The organism is Marinomonas sp. NPDC078689 (genome assembly GCF_044542435.1).
GTDB classification, from domain to species: Bacteria; Pseudomonadota; Gammaproteobacteria; order Pseudomonadales; family Marinomonadaceae; genus Marinomonas; species Marinomonas arenicola.
On the sequence record NZ_JBITUJ010000001.1, the window covers coordinates 484656 to 501654 of the forward strand.

Sequence of the window (16999 nt, forward strand, 5' to 3'; positions counted from 1 at the left end):
GCTGTGGCGAGCAAAATGCCTACGCCAGTCGTGGTTTATTAACCGTTATTCAACCAAATATCGCTTTTAAAGTGTGAGTAAATAGTGTCTTCAAATAATCTTAAGCACATACGAAATTTTTCGATCATCGCCCACATCGATCACGGTAAATCGACGTTAGCAGACCGCTTCATCCAGACCTGTGAAGGTTTGAGTGAACGGGAAATGTCGGCGCAAGTTCTTGACTCAATGGATATTGAGCGTGAGCGTGGTATTACTATCAAGGCCCAAAGTGTGACCTTGGATTATCACGCTAAAGATGGTCAAACTTACCAGCTTAACTTTATCGACACACCTGGACACGTTGACTTCTCTTATGAAGTATCTCGTTCACTTGCGGCCTGTGAAGGCGCTTTGTTGGTCGTTGATGCGGCTCAAGGTGTGGAAGCTCAATCGGTAGCAAACTGTTATACCGCGATTGAGCAAGGCCTAGAAGTTATGCCGGTTCTCAATAAAATCGACCTGCCACAGGCAGAGCCAGAGCGTGTTTGTGCTGAAATCGAAGAGATTATCGGCATTGATGCCATGGACGCGGTCACCTGTTCGGCGAAAACCGGTGTGGGTGTGGACGATGTACTTGAGCGCCTTGTTGCGACTATTCCGCCACCAGAAGGCGATATTGATGCGCCATTACAAGCCTTGATTATCGATTCTTGGTTTGATAACTACTTAGGCGTTGTGTCCTTAGTGCGTATCAAACAAGGGACATTACGCAAAAAAGACAAGATCTTCATTAAGTCCACTAAACAGGTTCACCCTGTGGATATGGCGGGCATCTTTACACCAAAACGCAAAGAGACAGGCGTCTTGAAAGCGGGTGAAGTTGGCTATGTTGTCGCAGGCATCAAAGACATTCACGGCGCGCCAGTTGGGGACACGATTACCCATTCTAGTACACCTGATGTGGCTCAGCTTGAAGGTTTCAAAAAAGTGAAGCCTCAGGTTTACGCTGGTCTGTTCCCAGTCAGTTCTGATGACTACGAAGACTTTCGAGTGGCACTGGACAAACTGACGCTCAACGACGCGTCTCTTTTCTTCGAGCCTGAAAGTTCAGATGCATTGGGCTTTGGTTTCCGTTGTGGCTTCCTTGGTATGCTGCACATGGAAATCATCCAAGAGCGTTTAGAGCGCGAATACGACCTAGACTTGATCACTACGGCGCCGACGGTTGTGTTTGAAGTCGAGTTAAACAACGGCGATATCATCAACGTTGATAGTCCTTCAAAAATGCCTGATCCGGGCACCATTAAAGAAATGCGTGAGCCTATTGTTGAAGCCAATATCTTGGTGCCTCAAGAGTATTTGGGCAACGTTATTACCTTGTGTATTGAAAAACGTGGCATTCAAAAAGACATGTTGTACGTTGGTAAGCAGGTGCAATTGCGCTATGAGTTGCCAATGAACGAAGTGGTGTTGGATTTCTTCGACAAATTGAAATCCTGCAGCCGTGGTTTTGCGTCGTTAGATTACAGTTTTAGCCACTTTAGCCCTGCGCCTTTGGTGCGTTTGGATGTGCTTATCAATGGCGAGCGCGTCGATGCCCTGGCTTTGATCATGCACAAGGATAACGTTCAATATAAAGGCCGTGCTTTGTGTGAAAAAATGAAAGAATTGATTCCTCGTCAAATGTTTGATGTCGCCATTCAAGGGGCTGTCGGGGCAAAAGTCATTTCTCGTACGACGGTAAAAGCGCTGCGTAAAAACGTAATTGCTAAATGTTACGGTGGCGATGTGAGCCGTAAGAAAAAGCTATTACAGAAACAGAAAGAAGGTAAAAAACGCATGAAGCAGGTTGGTAATGTTGAAGTGCCACAATCTGCTTTCCTTGCGGCGTTAAAAATCGATAGCTAATTGTCGCGACAATAGAACAGGCATGTTGTTCATGCCTTTATGGAGACAGATGTATGGGTCTTGATTTCGAATTAATACTAACCATTGCTTTCGTGGTTACGGGTGCTTTTTGGTTGTATGACCGTATTGTGTTCGCACCAAAGCGCAAAGCTATCTTGGCAGATATGCCGGAGGCTGCTCGCTCGGCGTTGAAGAAAAACGATCTGCCTCTATTGGCCGATACACCTAAATATGTGGCAGAAGTTAAATCCTATTTTGTCATCATTGCGGTCATTTTCTTTCTGCGCTCTTTTGTTGTTGAGCCATTTCAAATTCCATCTGGATCTATGTTGCCAACGTTAAAAATTGGTGACTTTATTTTGGTGAACAAATTTGATTACGGTATTCGATTACCAGTATTGAACACTAAAATCATAGAAACAACCGAGCCTAAGCGTGGCGATGTGGTGGTGTTTAAATATCCTCGTGATCCTAGTCTAAACTATATTAAACGTTTGGTTGGGATGCCGGGCGATGTGATCAGTTATCACAACAAAACCTTGATGGTTAATGGTGAGGTCGTTAGTAAGGCGTTCTTAGCGGAATTGCCGATTTCTCTAAACCCTAACCAAGAGCCGGTAAAAGTCTATCAAGAGGATTTAGGTGGTAAGCAGCACGAAACGTATAACTCTTATCATCATGGTGCGCCTGATGGTGACTGGATAGTGCCAAAAGGTCATTATTTCGTGATGGGGGATAACCGTGATAACAGTGCAGATAGCCGAGAGTGGGGGTTTGTACCGGAAGCAAATCTGAAGGGCCGAGCTTTTTATGTGTGGCTTCATTGGAATAAGTTTTTGAGTATCCCAAGTTTTAAAAATAATGGTTTGATTGAATAAGTATTTTTGGAGAAATTTTGAGTTCACTGTATCAGAAGTTGTGTCGGCGTATAGGGTATTTTTTTGCTGACCTTGGACTGCTTGAGCTGGCGCTAACGCACCGTAGTTTTGCTGGGAAGAATAACGAGCGCCTAGAGTTTTTGGGCGACTCCATTCTTAATTATGTGATCGCGGAAGATTTATTTCATCGTTTCCCAAAGGCGAAAGAGGGTGAGTTAAGTCGCCTTAGAGCGTCTTTGGTAAAAGGTGACACATTGGCAGAATTAGCGCGTGAGTTTCAGTTGGGTGACTTTCTTAAACTGGGCGCAGGCGAATTGAAAAGTGGCGGTTTTCGCCGTGATTCAATCTTGGCCGATGCGGTTGAAGGCATCATTGGTGGTATGTACCTGGATGCGGGTATGGACGTTTGTCGTGAACACATACTGGCTTGGTATAAAGAGCGTCTGGATGCCACGTCGCTTAAAATTGTGACAAAGGATGCAAAAACGCGTTTGCAGGAATTCTTGCAAGCAAGAAAGCATGGCTTACCTCAATACGAAGTTGTGCAGATAGTGGGCGAGCCTCATGATCAAACCTTTTTTGTTCATTGTCAGATCGAGTTGAGTGATGAGCCTATTGAAGGCAAAGGTAATAGTCGCCGAATTGCAGAGCAAAATGCAGCAACCAAAGCGCTCAAACAATTGGAAAAGAAATAATGTCTGACGTCGAAATTACTCATTGCGGTTATGTGGCCATTGTTGGTCGCCCAAACGTTGGTAAATCCACTTTATTGAACCATATTTTGGGGCAGAAGCTTTCTATTACGTCACGTAAACCTCAGACAACCCGAGACCAGATTCTAGGGGTGAAAACAGAAGGGCATATTCAAGCCATCTATGTAGACACACCAGGGTTGCATTTGGGTGAGACAAAAGCGATTAACCGTTTTATGAACAAAACGGCGTCGGCGGCATTGAAAGACGTTGACGTAATTTTGTTCGTGGTCGACGCCGATCGCTGGACGGAAGAAGATGAGTCTGTTTTGCAAAAAGTAAAACACGCTCGTTGTCCTGTTGTTTTGGTTGCGAATAAAGTAGATCAAATTGAAAATAAAGACGACATATTACCGCGTTTAGCGAACTTGTCTGAGCGTATGAATTTCTCTCAGATCGTTCCTATTTCGGCGTTGCGCAATAAGAATCTAGATCGTCTTGAGCGTTTGGTAGAAAGCTACATTCCTGAGGGGATGGCGTTTTACCCTGAAGATCAAATCACCAATCGCAGTTCGCGTTTTTTAGCGGCCGAAATTGTCCGTGAAAAAATCACCCGTCAATTGGGGCAAGAAGTGCCTTATGAAGTCGCGGTTCAAATCGAAGAGTTTGTCTTTGAGGAATCGGCGATTCACATTAGTGCATTGATTCTGGTTGAGCGAAATGGCCAAAAGCGCATTATCATTGGTGAACGTGGCGATAAGATCAAGTTGATCGGCAAAGAAGCCCGCATCGATATGGAAAACCTGTTTCAGCATAAGGTGATGCTAAACCTATGGATTAAGGTGCGTTCCGGTTGGTCTGATGATGAGCGTGCTTTGGCAAGTTTGGGTTATCAGGAAGAATAGTTTGGATATCAGAAAGGGTAAATAGTATGCGCGTCAGTGCGTATGTCATCCATACTCGCCCGTTTCAAGATGGCAAAATCCTAGTGGATTTGCTCACGCTTGAGCAAGGTTTATTGAGGGGAGTATGGCGTTTACCTAAAAAAGAGGCTCGGGTCATACCTGGGCCTTTTTTATGCTTTGAAGTTGAGTGTACAGGGCGTGGCGAGCTGAAAACCATTAAGAGCATGGAGTCGGTGCAAGCGGGCTTTTATCTGGAAGGCATGCCTCTTTATGCGGGTTTGTACATTCATGAAATTGTTGAAAGGTTATTGCCCCTTAACCTCCCATTACCTGCTATCTATGAACTTTATCAATGGTTAATAAGTAGCTTGCATGGCGGGGTCTCCATTGCGCCCATTTTAAGGCGTTTTGAAGTGGGTTTGTTTGCTGAGTTAGGGGTTGCCATTAATATGGCGTCGACAAGTCGTGGTGAGGCTTTGAGTGGTAAACAGCTTTATCAGTTTCATCAGAAATTTGGCTTAAGGCCGTATTATGGTGAACAGCCGAAACAAGTGCCTTTGCTCTATGTTGAAGGGCAGGTGGCGCTCGATTACAACGCAGGAGCATGGACAAATAAGCAGGTGCTCGGTTTGGCCAAAGAGTTGCATCGCTCTTGGTTGGATGGCTTGTTAAATGGCAAGCCTGTCAGCGCCAGACGCTTGCTTCCAAAGCATGTCTTTCAGGGAGAGCGGCTAAATGGCGTGCCTATCTTTCGAGCGTTACCTTAGCGAGTGGAAAGTGACTTGGTTTTTTGGGCTATGTCATTGATTTTAGGTTGGTATAAAGAATGAATTTTACAGTAGGTAAATGGTTGTGATCATTGGGATTGGCACAGATTTAGTGGATATTTCGCGTGTATCGGACTCGATTACAAGGCTGGGTGAGCGTTTTATTGAACGCATTTTGACCGCGGATGAAAAAGCGCAATGGGCTTTGATATCGAATCAGCCAAAGCGCGATGCTTTTGTTGCGAAGCGTTTTGCAGCAAAAGAAGCGGCGGTTAAAGCCTTGGGGACTGGCATAGGTCGAGGCGTCAGTTTTCAGCATTTCCAAGTGAATAACCTTCCATCAGGCCAACCCGTTCTGGTGGTTGATAGCAGTATAGAAGCCCGTTTTGAGTCGCCGGTTACCTGGCATTTGAGTTTAACCGACGAAAAGGCTTACGCTCAGGCGTTTGTTATTCTTGAGGCCAAGGGATAAGGTGGCGAATGGCTAGTAGCATATCAATGCTGTCTAAAAAGTCGTTTAACACACCTTCTACGTCTTCCATGCCCAGTTCTTTTAAGTGGGTTTCTAAAAAGCCCGCATGACGGGTTAACTCAATGGTTCCTGTGTATTTTGATGCGCCATGTATACGATGCACAACGTGAATCAGTTTTTCAGTGTCCTGAAGTTCAAAATGATGTCTTAGCAGTTTTTTCTCGTCGGCAAGCGAGTCGGCGAGCATCTCAAACATTTCTTTTGCTATGTCGCTTTTCTGACTGACGATGGACAATGCTTTATTGATATCAAAGGCTTGTGTCACCTGGGTGTTGATGTGTTCTTGGGCGCTTTCTTTTCTTAAACACCATTTCTCAATAGTATTTAACAGAATGAGCTCATCGACGGGTTTGGTCAGATAGGCGTTCATGCCAGAGGCTAGTATGTTGTCTTGCTCAGAACCAAGTGCATGGGCCGTTAGGGCAATAATTGGTGTCTCTTTGTACGCCTCTAATGCGCGCAAGTGCTGGGTGGTTTCTAGGCCATCCATCTCGGGCATCTGAATGTCCATTAGAATCAAATCAAATTGCTGCTCTTTTGCCATGCTAATGGCTTTGCGACCGCTATTGGCTAAAAATACGTTTAGTCCATGAGGGGTTAGCCAGTGTGTTAGCAGTTGTAAGTTTACTTGGGTGTCATCCACAGCAAGTATTTTAAGCCCCGTTAAATGGGTAACAGGCAGGGGCTGCTTTTCAATGGTTGGGCTGTCGCTAGTAAGGCCTGCAGCGGCTATCGCGTTGGGCGGCTGAATGTTTTTTAACGCATTAAATAAATGTTTGTGACTGATGGGCTTAAGCAATACATCGCTGCACATTGTTTTCAGTTTCGGGTAGTGATTTATCTGGCCTGGCGGCTGAATCATCAAGATGCAAGGAATGTTAAATTGCTTAATGGCATACGAAGCGAGTTCTTTGGCGTCATTGGTGCTTTGTTTGTTCGGGATGATGTTTAAGAGAATCGCATCCACTTTGTTATGGTGTTGATTGAGCTTAGAAATGATTTGCTCGACGCCTGAACAGGCGATGCTTTCAACGCCTATTTCTGAAAAATAGTTGCTAAGGTAGTGTCGATAGGTGTTGCTAGGCTCTAGGAAAACAATGAATTTTTCCAGCTTTTCTTGCTTCGGCTGAGGCTTGTTTGATGGTTTGAGTTTGAGCGTAAAGTGAAACGTAGAGCCTATTTTAGGAACGCTGCTTATGTTGATGACGCCGCCCATTTGCTCGACCAGTTTTTTGGTAATGACCAAGCCTAAGCCGGTGCCACCAAATTTGCGTGTAGTGCTGGTATCTACTTGGGAGAAGGGTTTAAAAAGCTGGTTTATTTTGTCTTCTGGAATGCCAATGCCGGTGTCGATGACCTGAAAGGACAGGGTTAACTGGTCTTTGCTTTTGCTCGACAGTATGACTTTGGTTTTTATGGAACCTTTGTTCGTGAATTTCAGTGCGTTGCTGATTAAGTTGGTAAACACCTGGCGTATACGAATACTGTCGCCAATCATGGTTTGTGGTACGTCGGGAGAGAAATCAGTGACTAGGTCAATTTGCTTGTCATTGGTGAGCAAATTGGCACTCAGTATTTGGTAAACGTCATCGACCAGCTCTCTGATGTTGATGAGACTGTGATCCAAGCTTAGTTTGCCCGCCTCAATTTTTGAGAAATCTAAAATGTCGCCAATGATGGCCAATAGACTATTGGTGGATTGTTCAATGGTATCGACATAAAGCTTGTTTTGGTTGTCCTTGATGTTCTTCTGAAGGATTTTGGTGTAGCCCAAAATGGCGTTGAGCGGGGTTCTTACCTCGTGGCTAATATTGGCAAGGAATTGAGATTTGAGTCGATTCGATTCCATCGCTTCTTTGTTGGCAATGTACAACTGAGCGCTTTTTTCTTCCATGCTGTCCATGTTTCTACGCATGTCTTCAGTCGATTGTTCTATCCCTGCCGTGAGCTCTTTTTTGTGATTTTCAAGTCGCTCAGCAAGTTCTAGCAAGTCTTTTTGAATCTCAGAGTATTGGCTTGGCAGCTTGATGGATTTTGCGGCGGCGTATTGACTCTTCGTCAGTTTGCGCAGCGATAAGGACACTTTTTCGATGGGGTGTGTCAGTGAGCCAGCAACACGGGAGGTGATGAAGGCATTGAGAACATTAAAAAGAGAAAATAAGAAAAGCAGCAAAAAGAAGAGTTGGTATTTTGCGATGTCCAGTTGCGATATGTTGGTTTCTACCTTGATCCAGCCTATGATGTTGCGTTGTATTTTAGGATTATAAGAATCAAGCGGTGAGCTCAGGCTGCTATCGATAGGCAGCGGGTTATGATAAATCGCCTGTGTACTGACGAGAAAGGTTCCGGATCTTTGGGTTTGCGCAAGCGCCGATAATGGCGGTGTTGGTATGTGGGCGGCCGGACCGATCTCAGAGATCACTTCTTTTTTATGGTTGAACACAGTGATGTTGTTGATGTTGCCATAGCTCAATGCGTGTTCTAGAAGTTGAGAAATTAACTGTTTGTTTGATGTGGTTATCGCGTACTCGCTGGTAATAGCGAGTTGATTGGTGATGTTTTGGATTTTGTTTTCAACCTGCGTATTTAGGTCGTGCATTCTATAGACGAAGACAAGCACACAGAAAAAAAGCGAGATGATGAACGTTGGCGCAAACAGCATCCAAAAAAGCTTGCGTCTCGGCGACAGATTGATCGAGAAGGGGAATGCCCTCATGTTAAAACGCACAGTTTTTTTTCGTTAGTAGCACACCAGGTTGCCTTTGTTTTTACGGCGGCTGCATTCACGCTCGTAGTTTTCGCATGCCAATACTTTGGTGCGTGATGGGTTTTTAATTTGTTTGCATTCACGCCATTTACTTCTTAATTCGTTATCTGGAATGTCCGCCGCAGGTCCAGCAAACATGTCGCACCCCGCGAGCAGTAATAGAGAAATTAATGTGGTGATACAGAGGCAAGTGCGCATGCTTTGGGCTCCAAATGTGAATTCTTGGCTAAGTTTATAACGCTTTCTTATTTTACTCTTGAGTAATAGTGTTTTTAAATGCACCTAAATGTTAAGTTTCATTCCCCACGTTATTAATGTCAATGAAGTTTTTATGAGCCAGTACCCAACGATAGAATCCATTATAGGACAAACCCCATTAGTGCGCTTACAACGCATCAACCCTAATTCTAGCAATACAATTTTGCTGAAACTAGAAGGGCAAAATCCAGCAGGCTCGGTAAAAGATCGACCTGCGTTAAACATGATAGTGCAAGCTGAACGACGCGGTGATATCAAACCAGGAGATAGCCTAATTGAGGCGACAAGTGGTAATACTGGGATTGCGTTGGCAATGACGGCGGCCATCAAAGGCTACAAAATGCACCTTATTATGCCAGATAATATGAGCCAGGAGCGTAAGTCGGCGATGACGGCTTATGGGGCTGAGCTTCATTTGGTGACTAAGGAAGAAGGCATAGAGCGCGCTCGTGATTTGGCCTTGGAAATGCAAGATCAAGGTGTGGGTAAGGTGCTAAACCAATTTGGTAATCAGGATAACCCTAATGCGCATTATGTGAGTACAGGGCCTGAAATTTGGCAGCAAACTGAAGGTACGGTAACGCACTTTGTGAGCTCAATGGGAACGACCGGCACCATTATGGGTGTGTCTCATTATTTAAAAGAGCAAAACCCAAACATAGAGATTGTTGGCTTGCAGCCGCAAGAGGGCTCGAGTATTCCAGGTATTCGACGTTGGCCGAAAGAGTATTTACCGGCTATTTTCGATGAGACTCGTGTCGATACTGTGATGGATGTGGGCCAAAGTGATGCAGAAACAACGATGCGTCGTCTCGCAACAGAAGAAGGTATTTTCTGTGGTGTGTCTTCTGGAGGCTCTGTTTTTGCTGCGCTCGAATTATCGAAAACGGTCAATAATGCCGTGATCGTGGCGATTGTTTGTGATCGAGGCGACCGTTACTTATCAACCGGTGTGTTTAATCCCGCGTAAGTTTATTGTCTTTGTTGTGGGGTGATAAATAGTAGGGATCGATAAACAGATGCGTTAGAATAGCATTATTTATTGATCCCAGCTTAATTAGAGAGTCTCCATTGAGAAGAAGAACAGCACCACGTCGCTCCCCTAAAGTGCAGCCCCTAGGTCCAGTTCAAACGTATCAGGTGGACAGCTTAACCCATGAAGCAAAAGGGGTGGCGCGCTTCTCTGGTAAAGTTACTTTTATTGACGGCGCTCTGCCTGGTGAAACGGTAGAAGCGCAAGTTGTTAAGGCTGGACGTCGTTTTGACGAAGCCAATTTAACCCGTATTCTTCAATCCAGTCCTCATCGTATTTCCCCAGCGTGTGTTCACTTTGCTAAGTGCGGCGGTTGTAGTTTTCAGCATCTGGCCGCAGAGCAGCAGTTAGAAACGAAAAAACAATGGCTTAAAGGGCAGCTACGAAATGTGGCCGATAACGCTGAGCTTGAGTTGTTAAGTGATGCTCCTTTTGCTTATCGTCGTCGCGCAAGAATCTCCATCCAGTCTCAAAAAGAAGGCTTTCAAATGGGGTTTAGAGGGAAAGCCTCTAAAAACATCATCCAAATTGATCAATGTTTAGTGCTTACTCAGCCACTTCAACTCGTCTATGCCGCGCTTAAAAAATCGTTAGAAAATAATGCTCTAACCAGTAAGATTGGGCATATTGAGTTGCTGGAAGATACGCAAGGCTCCTCTGTGTTGTTTCGCTTGACGGCGCCAATAGCAGAGTCTCTACAAGCAGAATGGCAGGCGTGGGCTAAGGATCATGATGTTGTGCTGTATTGGCAGCAACCAACTGAAAGCAAAGCGTCTGTAGCGCCAACCTCGTTAAGATGTTATGAGCTGGACGGTTTGACGTTCCAGTATCATCCACAAGACTTTATTCAGGTGAACCAAACCTTAAACCAACAGATGGTCGCGCAAGCGATGGATTGGTTAGCGCCTAATGACGAGGATGTTATTTTAGATTTGTTTTGTGGCGTCGGAAACTTTTCGTTGCCTTTGGCAAAGCGAGCAAAACAGGTCTTAGGGATTGAAGTGCAAGAGAGTATGGTGGAGGCTGGCCGGAAAAATGCTCAGCTAAATCAACTGGACAAGGTGGCATTCTTAGCGGCAGACTTAACTCAACCGGTTTCGGCTGGTTTGTCGAAAATGGGCGTAACGAAAGTGCTGCTTGATCCTCCTCGGACAGGCGCTTTAGAGTTTCTTGATAGCATTATAAAAATCAAACCAGAGCAAATATTGTATGTTTCTTGCAACGCTTCTACTTTGGCACGGGATGCTGAGTATTTAGTCGCAAAAGGATATCAGGTCTCACGGGTCAGTTTGATGGATATGTTTCCTCAAACTTCCCATGTAGAGGCAATGATGTTGCTGCAAAAAAGAAGTAAATTGAAGGGCAAGTAAATGGTAACAGTCAGAAAAGACCACCCGATTTCAGGGGATGGTACGGTTGATATAGACCGTTGGATGGAGCAATTTGCTGATAAAGTAGACGAAGGCGCAAGAGTGCCTTTGCGAATGGCTTGTGAGCTTGCACGTCAGGCAGAACTCCAATCACCTCGACATTCTTATTGGGGCCCGCAAGCGAGTACATTCCGCGCAGGCCTTGAAATGGTTGAAATTCTATCCGGTTTTCGAGCCGATCAGGATTCGTTATTAGCCGCCGCTTTATACCGTGCGGTACGCGAAGATCAATTGCCACTTTCTCGTGTGGTCGATATGTTCGGCCGTAAAGTAGCCTCGCTTATTGAAGGGGTTATTCGCATGGGGGAGGTTTCCAAGAACCTTACCGCAGACACCGCGGCCGAAGTCTTGGGCAGCAGTGAAAATCAATTAGAGTCACTGCGTAAAATGCTGGTGTCCATCATCGATGATGTGCGTGTGGTGTTGATTAAGCTTGCCGAACGAGCTTGTGCCATCAAAGAAGCCAAGCACCAAGATGAAGCAAGACGTGTGGCTGTTGCGCTAGAAGTGCAGAGTGTTTATGCCCCGCTTGCCCATCGCCTTGGTATCGGTCATATCAAATGGGAGCTGGAAGATCTTTCTTTTCGCTACCTTTATCCTTCTGATTACAAACGCATTGCCACCTGGTTGGACGAAAAGCGTTTAGATCGTCAGCAGTATATTGAAGACGTTATTAATATACTCAGAGAACGCCTTGTTAACATCAATATCCATGCGGATCTGATGGGGCGAGCTAAGCATATTTACAGTATTTGGCGCAAAATGAAGCGCAAAAACATTGGCTTTGACGAAGTCTATGACGTACGCGCTGTGCGTATTTTGGTTGATGAAACCATGGAATGTTACGGCGTGTTAGGCGTGGTCCATAATTTATGGCGACCCATTCCTCAAGAGTTCGATGATTACATTAGTAATCCAAAAACCAATGGCTATCAGTCTTTGCATACCGCGGTGATTGGTCCTCAAGGTCGGGCGCTTGAAATACAAATCCGTACTCATAAGATGCATGAAGATGCGGAGTTGGGTGTGTGTGCCCATTGGAAATACAAGGGGACAGACCTGAGTTCGAACAGCACCAGCTATGAAGAGAAGCTGCAATGGCTACGAACTATTTTGGATTTCCATGAAGTACAGGGCGATTTAGAGTCTCTGTCTGAGCAGGTGCGTAGCGACATTGAGCAAGACCGCATCTATGTCTTCACGCCAGATGGGCATGTTGTGGATCTGCCTGTGAACGCCACGCCGATAGATTTTGCTTACCGTGTGCACACAGAAATTGGTCACCGCTGTCGTGGTGCCAAGGTGAACGGCAGAATTATTTCTTTGGTAACGCATTTAAAAACCGGTGACAAGGTGGAGATTCTTACCTCGAAAGAGGGAACGCCAAGCCGTGACTGGTTGCATCCTACTTTTGGTTATGTGCAAACCAACCGTGCGCGCGCCAAAATTCAAAACTGGTTTAGAAAAGAAGACAGAGAGAAAAACTTAGACGCGGGTAAGAGTTTGCTGGATAAGCAGCTTAAGCGTTTAGGTGTGGAAGACAGTAAGGTTGACTTGCTGAAGCTCGCGGAAAAATTCAATTTCTCAAGCGCCGAAGACATTTATGTGGCACTCGGTGCTGGGGATATTCAACTCTCTCGAGTGCTTCATGCGATTGATGATTTGTACGGTTTGGATGGTCAAACTCCAACGGTACGACCGATCAGGCTAAAAAAGAGTCGTCATAAGTCTTCTGATAATGATGTGCACATATTGGGAGTCGGTAAGTTATTGACCCAAATGGCGAAATGTTGCTCGCCTATACCTGGCGACAGTATTGTTGGCTACATCACTCAGGGTCGAGGTGTCTCGATTCATAAGGAAGACTGCATCAATGTCGTGCAAATGAGTCTGGATGAACCTGAGCGTATGGTGGAAGTGAACTGGGGGGAAGAGGTCGATAACCTTTACCCTGTTAATATCCAAGTCGAGGCATATGATCGCACTGGATTACTCAATGACATCACCAGTTTGTTGGCGAATGAAAAAGTGAATTTGCTATCCATGAATACCTTGTCGGCGCAAGACAGCCATACCGCTACGATTCGCTTTACGATCGAAGTTGGGGAGCTGGGCGTGCTGAGTAAGTTGTTGCATCGCATTGATCAATTGCCAAATGTATTGAATGTATTTAGAGAAAAAGACTTTTGAACCCGCCTATCAATGAGTTGTTAACTTTGATGGCCTGTCTTAGGGATAAGCAAAATGGTTGTCCTTGGGATCAACAGCAAAGCTTCAAATCGATTGCACCATACACCTTAGAAGAAACCTATGAGGTGTTGGATGCCATCGAGCGTGAAGATCATGAGCACTTAAAAGAAGAGCTTGGGGATCTGCTGTTTCAGGTTGTATTTTATGCGCAAATAGGAAAAGAAGAGGGGCGTTTTGATTTTGACGATATTGCGTCAGGTATCGTTGAGAAAATGTTACGTCGGCATCCTCATGTTTTCCCTAGTGGCAAGTTAGACAGCTTTGGTAGCGGGACAAGTGTTGATCAAGAGAGTCTGTCTGAGCAATGGCAAACGATTAAAGCACAAGAAAAAAGCGCGCTGAAAAAACACAGCCTATTAGATGATGTGCCGGTTTCGATGCCGGCTCTTATGCAGGCGGCTAAGTTGCAGAAAAAAGCCTCAAAAGTGGGCTTTGATTGGGATGACACTGCGCCCGTATTCAATAAGATTCGTGAAGAGTTGGACGAGCTAGAAGCCGCGATGAAGGGCATGGAACAAGATCATATTGAAGTGGAAATGGGAGACATATTGTTTGCCATGAGCAATTTGGCGCGACATGTTAAGGTGTCTCCAGATGTGGCGCTGAATCGAACGAATGTGAAATTTCGTCGTCGCTTTAGCAGAATAGAAAGTTTGCTTTCAGAGCAAAACAAAGAGATAACTCATTGTTCCTTAGAAGAATTGGATCAATATTGGGAGCAAGCAAAACGAGAAGGTTTATAATAAACGCGGTTAACAAATTATAATAATTAGAGACGTTTTTTAGCGGAAGGAGGGTGAAGTGAGTGATAATCAGGCATCGTTGCGAGAAAATGTCCGACTACTAGGAGATTGCCTTGGGGAAACCATGAGCAACCACCTTGGGAGCACGTTTTTAGACACGGTTGAAAACATTCGATTGTTGTCAAAAGAAGGGCGTCAGACTGGAGACCCAGCGGCGTTAATCGAAGCGCTTGAAGCATTGGATGACAAAGATATTGTTCCCGTTGCTCGTGCTTTTAATCAATTTTTAAACTTGTCGAATATTGCAGAGCAATACCATCGAGTTCACCGTCGTCGCACGAATGAAAGCTTGGGGGTATATCACAATCCTGTCGGTGATCTTCTTTCTCGCCTTGCGGCCAAAAATGTGTCAGCTGATCAAATGCTGGCGTCGCTGCAAGAGCAATCCATTGAGTTGGTATTAACCGCCCACCCAACGGAAGTAGTACGTCGTTCATTGATTCGAAAATACGACAATATTTCTACCGAATTAGAAGCGCTTGATAAAGACAATATTCTTCCGTTAGAAGAAACCAAACACATTCGTCGCCTGAAAGAGATTATCACTCAGGCGTGGCATACAGACGAAATTCGTGAAGACAGACCGACACCGGTAGATGAAGCCAAGTGGGGCTTTGCGGTGATAGAGCAGTCTTTATGGCAGGCGATACCTCGTTTTTTTAGACAATTAGACGCTCAGTTAAGTGAGCACTCTAATGGCAAGCAACTGCCTCTTGATCTGGCGCCGATTCGTTTTGCGACCTGGATGGGTGGGGATCGAGATGGTAACCCTAATGTGACGCATAAGGTCACTGAAGAAGTGACCTTATTGGCTCGCTGGATGGCAGCAGACCTTTATATTAAAGACTTAAATGTGTTGCGTTCAGAGTTTTCGATGACGCAATGCAATGCGGAATTACGCGCGCGAGTAGGTGATAGTGCGCAGCCTTATCGTGATATTTTGCGCCATCTAGAAAGTAAAATAGTCGCGACCAAAAATTGGGCCAAAGCACGTCTAGATGGTAAGCCTGCATCAGATGACGGCATTATGCTCAACAGTAAAGAGCTCTATGATGACTTGGTGTTGTGCTATCAGTCATTGATAGATTGTGGCATGAAGGTGATTGCTAATGGCTCTTTGCTTGATTTGATTCGCTGTGCAGCCACTTTTGGTATGACTCTAGTGCGTTTGGATGTGCGCCAAGACGCTTCTCGTCATATAGAGGCGTTGTCGGCGATTACTCGTTTTTACGGTCTAGGGGATTATGCTGAATGGGATGAAGCGTCTCGACAGGCTTTCTTATTGACCGAATTAAACTCTAAGCGCCCTTTGTTGCCTTCAGATTGGACACCGACCGCGGATGTTAAAGAAGTACTTGATACTTTTTCGATGATAGCGAAAGGTGAAGCGAACTCGTTTGGCTCTTATGTTATTTCTATGGCGAGTGCGCCATCGGATGTGCTGGCTGTTGCCTTGTTGCTGAAAGAGTCTGGTGTGACATTTGCGATGCGCATCGTGCCTTTATTTGAAACATTGGCAGATCTTGATAACGCCGAACCTATTATTGAACAGCTGTTTTCTCTGCCTTGGTACAAGGCCTATATCGACGGTCGCCAAGAAGTGATGATCGGGTATTCCGACTCCGCCAAAGACGCCGGACAAATTGCGGCGACATGGGGGCAATACCGAGCGCAAGAAGCGCTGACCCGCTTGTGTAAAAAGCACGGCGTTCATTTGACCTTATTCCATGGTCGCGGTGGCACCGTAGGTCGTGGTGGCGGTCCTGCTCATGTGGCTATCTTGTCGCAGCCTCCAGGGTCAGTAAATGGTTCGATTCGAGTGACAGAGCAAGGGGAGATGATACGTTTCAAATTCGGCATTCCTGACATTGCGGTGCGTTCCCTTGAATTGTATTGCTCAGCGGTCATGGAAGCGACGCTGATGCCAACCACTGAGCCAAAAGAAGAATGGCGTGCCATTATGGACGAAATGGCAGAAGTGGGGATGAATCAATATCGCTCTATAGTGCTCGGTCATGAAGATTTTGTGCCTTACTTTAGAGCAACAACACCAGAGCAAGAGCTGGCTAAATTGCCATTAGGGTCAAGACCTGCTCGTAGACGCTCTGATGGCGGTGTAGAAAGTCTAAGGGCCATTCCTTGGATCTTTGCTTGGATGCAAATTCGTTTGATGTTGCCAGCTTGGTTGGGAGCAGAAAGTGCATTGGAGCAAGCGATTGAGTCAGGCAATCTTGATAAACTGCGAGAGATGCATAAAAAATGGCCTTTCTTCGGGGCTTATCTGGATATGTTGGACATGGTGCTGGCGAAAGCAGAGCCTGAAATTTCTGAATATTATGAAAAGCGTTTGGTCAGTGAAGAGCTGCAAGGCTTAGGTCGATTGCTGCGTAATAAATTGGCGCAAGTGAGTCGTTTGGTGAAAGAACTTAAGCAGCAAGATCGCTTAATTGAAGACAATAAAACGATTCGACAATCGATTGATGTGCGTAACCCATACATAGATCCACTGCATTATTTGCAGGCTGAATTATTGCACCGCAGCCGTAAAAGTGCTGAAAATCCAGAGGTGAATAAAGCCCTGATGATTACTATGGCGGGGATCGCGAGTGGCATGCAAAACACGGGTTAAATCAAAAAACGGTTAAATAATGAACGAAAAAGGCGCGGAAATAGCGAAAATAAGACAGTAAATTTGCATCTTAAAGGCTTGCTTGGGTATGCTTGGCAGCCATTCAATTTTTATTTTGCAAGTTGTCTGCCTTTACGCTGTGTTTTCGCGCCTTTTCTGCGTGTG

13 protein-coding genes are annotated in these 16999 nt (G+C 45.3%); 11 read left to right on the forward strand and 2 right to left on the reverse strand.

Translation table 11 applies throughout. The features are described 5' to 3' along the window. Nucleotides 1-84 precede the first annotated feature (84 nt). The 6 genes from lepA to acpS all read left to right on the forward strand — a co-directional run bounded on the left by lepA (nucleotide 85) and on the right by acpS (nucleotide 5604). Nucleotides 85-1890: a translation elongation factor 4 gene (gene lepA, locus ACIGBN_RS02210; RefSeq protein ID WP_133001676.1), complete on the forward strand. Its 1806-nt coding sequence runs from the start codon at nucleotides 85-87 to the stop codon at nucleotides 1888-1890. Nucleotides 1891-1943: 53 nt separating this feature from the next. Next, entirely contained in the window at nucleotides 1944-2768 is an 825-nt protein-coding gene (gene lepB / locus ACIGBN_RS02215) for a signal peptidase I (protein ID WP_133001675.1), read from the forward strand. 17 nt (nucleotides 2769-2785) lie between these two features. Beyond that, nucleotides 2786-3463, forward strand: coding sequence for a ribonuclease III (gene rnc / locus ACIGBN_RS02220; RefSeq protein WP_133001674.1), 678 nt, complete (start codon nucleotides 2786-2788; stop codon nucleotides 3461-3463). Then, entirely contained in the window at nucleotides 3463-4365 is a 903-nt protein-coding gene (era, locus tag ACIGBN_RS02225) for a GTPase Era (RefSeq protein ID WP_133001673.1), read from the forward strand. Before rnc ends, era begins: the two co-directional genes overlap by 1 nt. A 26-nt stretch (nucleotides 4366-4391) precedes the next feature. Beyond that, nucleotides 4392-5132: a DNA repair protein RecO gene (recO, locus tag ACIGBN_RS02230; protein ID WP_133001672.1), complete on the forward strand. Its 741-nt coding sequence runs from the start codon at nucleotides 4392-4394 to the stop codon at nucleotides 5130-5132. An 85-nt stretch (nucleotides 5133-5217) separates the two neighbouring features. Further along, nucleotides 5218-5604 carry a holo-ACP synthase gene (gene acpS, locus ACIGBN_RS02235; protein ID WP_133001671.1) on the forward strand — a complete coding sequence of 129 codons (387 nt, stop codon included), beginning with the start codon at nucleotides 5218-5220 and terminating at the stop codon, nucleotides 5602-5604. Here acpS and ACIGBN_RS02240 read toward each other — a convergent pair. Beyond that, the gene (locus ACIGBN_RS02240; RefSeq protein ID WP_396663417.1) at nucleotides 5582-8263 is read right to left on the reverse strand and encodes an ATP-binding protein; all 2682 of its coding nucleotides are present in this window, start codon (nucleotides 8261-8263) and stop codon (nucleotides 5582-5584) included. The genes acpS and ACIGBN_RS02240 overlap by 23 nt on opposite strands. A gap of 141 nt (nucleotides 8264-8404) precedes the next feature. After that, nucleotides 8405-8629 carry a hypothetical protein gene (locus ACIGBN_RS02245; protein WP_133001669.1) on the reverse strand — a complete coding sequence of 75 codons (225 nt, stop codon included), beginning with the start codon at nucleotides 8627-8629 and terminating at the stop codon, nucleotides 8405-8407. A gap of 133 nt (nucleotides 8630-8762) precedes the next feature. On the opposite strand from ACIGBN_RS02245, the gene cysM reads away from it, so the two are divergent. The 5 genes from cysM (at nucleotide 8763) to ppc (ending at nucleotide 16834) form a co-directional block, all read left to right on the forward strand. Continuing rightward, nucleotides 8763-9659 (forward strand): cysteine synthase CysM, encoded by an 897-nt coding sequence (cysM, locus tag ACIGBN_RS02250; RefSeq protein WP_396663419.1) that lies wholly within the window; start codon nucleotides 8763-8765, stop codon nucleotides 9657-9659. A 101-nt stretch (nucleotides 9660-9760) separates the two neighbouring features. After that, the gene (gene rlmD / locus ACIGBN_RS02255; RefSeq protein ID WP_396663421.1) at nucleotides 9761-11092 is read left to right on the forward strand and encodes a 23S rRNA (uracil(1939)-C(5))-methyltransferase RlmD; all 1332 of its coding nucleotides are present in this window, start codon (nucleotides 9761-9763) and stop codon (nucleotides 11090-11092) included. Next, nucleotides 11093-13342, forward strand: coding sequence for a GTP diphosphokinase (gene relA, locus ACIGBN_RS02260; protein WP_133001666.1), 2250 nt, complete (start codon nucleotides 11093-11095; stop codon nucleotides 13340-13342). Further along, a complete protein-coding gene (gene mazG / locus ACIGBN_RS02265) occupies nucleotides 13339-14145 on the forward strand; it encodes a nucleoside triphosphate pyrophosphohydrolase (RefSeq protein WP_396663424.1) in 807 nt (268 codons plus the stop codon). Before relA ends, mazG begins: the two co-directional genes overlap by 4 nt. A 58-nt stretch (nucleotides 14146-14203) precedes the next feature. Beyond that, nucleotides 14204-16834 (forward strand): phosphoenolpyruvate carboxylase, encoded by a 2631-nt coding sequence (gene ppc / locus ACIGBN_RS02270; RefSeq protein WP_396663426.1) that lies wholly within the window; start codon nucleotides 14204-14206, stop codon nucleotides 16832-16834. Nucleotides 16835-16999 lie beyond the last annotated feature (165 nt).

Excerpts from the sequence above, each read along its gene's own strand:
- lepB (WP_133001675.1), top strand. The coding sequence starts at position 1,944 with ATGGGTCTTGATTTCGAATTAATACTAACCATTGCTTTCGTGGTTACG.
- era (WP_133001673.1), top strand. The coding sequence starts at position 3,463 with ATGTCTGACGTCGAAATTACTCATTGCGGTTATGTGGCCATTGTTGGT.
- recO (WP_133001672.1), top strand. The coding sequence starts at position 4,392 with ATGCGCGTCAGTGCGTATGTCATCCATACTCGCCCGTTTCAAGATGGC.
- ACIGBN_RS02240 (WP_396663417.1), bottom strand. The coding sequence starts at position 8,263 with ATGCACGACCTAAATACGCAGGTTGAAAACAAAATCCAAAACATCACC.
- ACIGBN_RS02245 (WP_133001669.1), bottom strand. The coding sequence starts at position 8,629 with ATGCGCACTTGCCTCTGTATCACCACATTAATTTCTCTATTACTGCTC.
- cysM (WP_396663419.1), top strand. The coding sequence starts at position 8,763 with ATGAGCCAGTACCCAACGATAGAATCCATTATAGGACAAACCCCATTA.
- relA (WP_133001666.1), top strand. The coding sequence starts at position 11,093 with ATGGTAACAGTCAGAAAAGACCACCCGATTTCAGGGGATGGTACGGTT.